Raw genomic sequence first — 5,155 nt, forward strand, 5'->3', positions numbered from 1 at the left:
GGCTGGTGGCCGGGCCCATGTATCAGGGGGCGGTCGAGTTGGGGGAGAGGGGGCGGGAGACTGCGCAGATCAGGAGTCAGATGAGCGCGATTCCGCATCAACGGATATCGCCGTGGTGGTGGCTGTTGCCGCCCGTCGCGTATGTGCTGACGCGGCGGAGTGAAAGCGCTTGGCAGCGGCGGGTACTGGAATCACTGACCGCGCGGCAGCGGGCCGAGTTCGTGGCCTACTCGAACAAGGCGTCCGGATGGTTCGTGGTCGGGGGCGGCGCGGCGCTGATCGGGGTCAAGGAAGCCGTCGAACTCGTCGAGACCCTCGAATGGCCGGAGCCGATCGCGTTCGTCCTGATCGCGGCCGCGGCCGCCATCGCATTGGCCTTCACCGTGCGCCGCATGCACCTGACCGATCGCGTTCTGCGCGGCGGCGATTACCCGATCGCTGACTGAATAGTCGAATTCGGTTCCCCGGCAGCGTTGTTGACCATTGCCGTGCGGCGAAAAACCGCCGTTCCTACCGGCTGGTCGTGTTAGTGTTGGGGGAGGGGTGGCCATGCTCGATGGATTCCTTTCAGCCTTTTTCGCGGGGCTGGTCAACAACGTGATCAAGCCGGTGTCGGAGGTGATTCCCCGATGGCTGTTGATCACATTCGCGGTTGTGCTGGCCGGTGTGGGGATCTTCTACGGCGGCGTGCTCACCGGACGCCATGGCGCCCAACAACCTTCACCGGCGGCGGCCGTGACCTCGACATCGCCCGCGCCGACCGCGCCGAAGACCTTGCTCGGTGGCGTCGACCTGCAGCGATACTGTGTTTCCTACAGGTATGACCATGTCGAGCGGCAGTCGTGCGTGGCCACCATCGATCTCGACAAGGCCTGCGACTGGCAGTACAACCAATCGGGGCTACACCTGAAATTCTCGTCGAGCGATCTGCGTAGTGGAACGTGCTACACGCCGGAACAAATCTCCATGGGCGGAATCTCGGACATGGACCAGTACTGCCATGACACGTTCCGGACGAGCATCGGCGTCGTGGCGGCGATACTCGACAAGTGGGTATGCCAAACCCCGATCGATCCGCAAATCGCCTGTATCTGGCAATACCAGTCGGCCAAGGTGGAGCCTCGGCAGGAGGGCGATATCTTGAAGTGCTACAAGTAGCTCCGACCGCGGTTCGCTCGCCGCCTTGCGCGGCATGGCAGACTTTTCCCGACACGCCGTGCGGGGGAAGGATGACATGGAACTGGTGCTCGCGGCCGGGGCGGCTGGATGACGCTTCCCGATCCGGAAGCCTCCCGTGCGGTGCTCATCGGAACCTCGAACTACGGCGCTGATTCGGGATTCGAATCGTTCCCGGAGATCGCCCGCAGCCTGACCGATTTCGCCGAATTCCTGCGCACCGAAACGGGATTGCCCGCCGCGCACATCGACGTGGTGCTCGACCCCGGCGACGGTTCGGCCATCGCGGGACGGGTCACCGCCGCGGCGCAGGCGGCGACGGGGCTGCTGCTGATCTACTACGTCGGCCACGGCGCCGTGGTCGACAATCAACTGCACCTGACCCACACCGGATCGCGCGCCGAAGACGCCGATGTCACCGCGCTGGCCTATCCGATCCTGCGCTCCCGGATCAAGGCCAATGCCCGCGGGCCGGTCGTGGTCATTCTCGACTGCTGCCACAGCGGCCGGGCCGTCGGACGCGAGGTGCTCGCCGGGGACGGCGAGATCCTGCGCGCGGCAACCGATATCGACGGCGCCTTCGTCCTCACCGCCACCGACGAGAAGACCAAATTCGCCCTCGCCAAGGGCGACGGCGGGCGCACCGCCTTCACCGCGATGCTGCTCGACATCCTGCGCACCGGCGTCCCGACCGCGGACCGCTACCTGACCATGTCGGTCCTCTACCGGGAACTCCGCGACCGGCTGCCCGCCGCCAATATGCCCAAACCCAAAGCCCTGGAACGCGGTACGGCCGGACGGGTGGCGCTGGCCGCGAACCCCGCGTGGACCGGACACAGCGCACCCGAGGCGCTGCCGACCACCTCCGTCACCCCCTATCTGGCCCAGATCCGCGACCTCACCCCGGACGACGGGCTGTTGAACCGGGAGACGGAACTGGCCGAGCTCGCCGAATTCTGCTGGGGCGACGAGCCTTACGTGTGGTGGCAGGCGGGTCCGTGGGCGGGCAAGACCGCGATCATGACCTGGTTCGCGCTGCATCCGCCGCCGAACGTGCACGTGGTGTCGTTCTTCATCACCTCGCGGCTGGCCGCCCAGGACGACCACAACGCCTTCACCGACGCTGTCGTGGAACAGCTTTCGGCGCTGCTGCCGGACGAGGCCGCCACCGTCGCGCGGGTGAATCCCAACCGCGACGCGCTGCGCCGCCACCTGCTCGACATCGCCGCGCAGCGGGCGGCGAACAGCGGGCGGCGGATCCTGCTGCTGGTGGACGGGCTCGACGAGGATCGCGGCAGTCCCAGCATCGCGTCGCTGCTGCCGCGGCATCCCGGCCCGGGACTGCGGGTCGTCGTCGCCGGACGGCCGAATCCCGGTCTGCCGCTGGATGTTCCCGGCAGCCATCCGCTGCACCACTGCCGCCGCCGCGAGGTCGAACGATCGCGCACGGCGTTCGACATCATCCAGGCGGCGCGGCTGGAACTGAGCGGCATCCTGGACCGCTCCGATGTCGATCAGGAGATTCTGGGGCTGATCACCGCGGCCCACGGCCTCACCGGGACCGAACTCGAGGACCTCACCGGGCTGCCGCCGTTCCGGATCGACCGCGTGCTGTCCGGCGCCACCGGGCGCACGTTCCGTTCGCAGACCAGCCGCTTCGCCGCCGAGCAGATCCATCTGCTGGCGCACGAGACCCTGCAGCGCGAGGCCGAGACCGCGCTGGGCCGGGTGCTCATGGGTGCGTACCACCGCCGCATCCACGAGTGGGCGGCCGGGTACCGCGACCGGGGCTGGCCGGTCGAGACGCCGACTTACCTGCTCACGCGGTATTTTTCAATGCTGCGCGGGCGGGGCGACATCGAGCGGATGACCGAGCTGGCGCTGGATACCGCGCGCCACGATCGGATGCTGGAGCTCACCGGCGGGGACGGGATCGCGCGCACCGAGATCGCCACGGTGTCGGCGTTGTGGCTGGGCAGCCAGGATCCCGACCTGCTCGCGGTGTGCAAGCTCGCCATGCGGCGGCGGCATCTGACGCAGCGCGGCAGAGACATTCCCACCCGGCTGCCCGCCGCGTTCGCGCTACTGGGTGAGCTGGCTCGCGCGCAGAGCCTGGCCGACGGCATTCCGCTGCGCGGGCGTCGCGTGCAGGCGCGTATCGGGGTGATCGCGGTCCAGTTCGGCGCGACCGACCGGCGGCTGAATCGCAGGCTCGTCGACTCGCTGCGCGGATCCGGTGACCGGGTGCTGGACGATTCGGAGCTGGGTGAGCTGGCCGCCGGTCTGATCGCGGCGGGCGATACCGAAAGCGCGGAGGAACTCGGGCGCGAGATCACCACGCCGTGGGAGCGGGTTCGCGTGCTGGCGCAACTGGTTTCGGTGTGGTGGCGGGCGGGGCGGCGCGCCGAGGTCGCGGCCGCCATGACCGAGATCAACCGGCATGTGCTGCTGGTCAAGGTGACCGAACGCCGCGACGAGATCCGGGGGTACGCGGCGGCCGCCTTCGCCGACATCGGGGACTTCGAGCACGCGCTGGCACTGGCGGATACGCTGCGCACGCTCGAGGATCTGGTCGCGGCGCGGTGTCGCATCGCGCGGGCCATGGTGGCCCAGGGTGAGCCGGAATCGGCTCGGGGATGGGTGCATTCGGTGCTGGCCACGTCCGGGAAGGCGACCGTCGCCGATCCGATCGGGCGGTCCCGGGTGCTCGGCCGGATCGCGGCGGATCTGGTCGCGGCGGGCTTCGGCGAGGAGCTGCGCGAACAGGCCGAGGAGCTGGCGGGCCAGCTGGCCGGATGCGCACCGCGCGCGGCGGCCGCGGTGCTCGAAGGGCTGGTGCGGTGTCTGGTCGAACTGGGCGAGGCGGACCGTGCGATCGAGCTGACCCGGCAGTTCGCCTCCGGGACAGCGCAACTCGACCTGCTCACCGATACGCTCCCGGCGCTGGTGGCGGCCGGTCGATCGACGCGGGCCCGGCGGCTCGCCGCGGACATCGAACTCACCTCCTACCGCACCCCGCCGGACCCGTATCGGCGCGGCTTCCCGCTGCACACGCTGGTGCGCGCGCTCGCCGCCGCCGGGGACACGGCCCGCGCCGATGCCGTGGTCGACCGCATCGACGACACCGGTTGCCGATTCCTGGTTTTCACCTACCTCGCCACCCGCGCGGGTGAATCCGCCACTCGCGCAGACGATTTCCTCGACCGCGCGCTGAATACGGTGAACGGCCTGCTGGGCCAGGTGGAGACCTGGGACGAGCAGGCCACCGACGCCTTCGCCCGCACCGTCCTCGGCACCGACTGGCTCGGCCGCGACCGCGTCGAGAGCTCGCCGACACCGCTGACCGAACTGGTGCGAACCCTGCTCGCGCGCGGCGCGATCGAGGCTGCGGCCGGGCTGGCCGACCGGCTCGCCTCCCTCTATTCGATCTGGTTCGAATCCGCCGACAGCCTCGACCGCGGACTGGGCGAGCTCGCAGCGGTATTCGTCGAATCCGGCCGCGCCGATATCGCGGCCCGCATGATCGCCACCATCCCCGGCCTGCTGCGCCGTCTCACGGTGCTGCAAATGCTCGTCGAACGCCTCGGCGGCGACCAGGTGGCGCCGATCGTGAAACCGATGCTCGACGACGTGGAGGTCGAGGTCATGACCGGCCGGCTCACCGAGCAGCCCCTGAATCGCGTACGCCTGGCCCAACTTTCGGCCGCCGTCGGCGACGCCGACCGCGTGGCCCGCCTGATGGACGGCCTGACCGACGTCGGCCCCGCCGCCCAGCGCATCATCTCGGCCCTGGCCACGGCCCGCGCCCGCACCGGAGCCATCGACGAGGCCGCCGCGATCGCCGGCACCATCACCGACCGCGCCGAACGCGCCCGCGCCTGCGCCGAGGTCGTCACCGCCCAAATCCGCGCCGGCCGCGAACGCGCCGCCCTCCACTCCGCCACCCGAACCCCCGACCCCGGCGAGCGAATCCGCCTCC

General features: G+C 69.7%; 2 protein-coding genes and 1 pseudogene. All 3 read left to right on the top strand.

Annotated elements, in window-relative coordinates:
- Positions 1-446 (top strand): hypothetical protein (locus ACAM49_RS38715; protein WP_369640489.1); only part of this gene is annotated, 446 nt, incomplete at its 5' end.
- Between the two features lie 97 nt (positions 447-543).
- Entirely contained in the window at positions 544-1,158 is a 615-nt protein-coding gene (locus ACAM49_RS38720) for a hypothetical protein (protein WP_369640490.1), read from the top strand.
- Positions 1,159-1,266: 108 nt separating this feature from the next.
- Positions 1,267-5,155 (top strand): annotated as a pseudogene (locus tag ACAM49_RS38725) (hypothetical protein); the annotation flags it as partial.

The sequence above is a fragment of the Nocardia sp. JMUB6875 genome (genome assembly GCF_041154655.1).
GTDB lineage: Bacteria > Actinomycetota > Actinomycetes > Mycobacteriales > Mycobacteriaceae > Nocardia.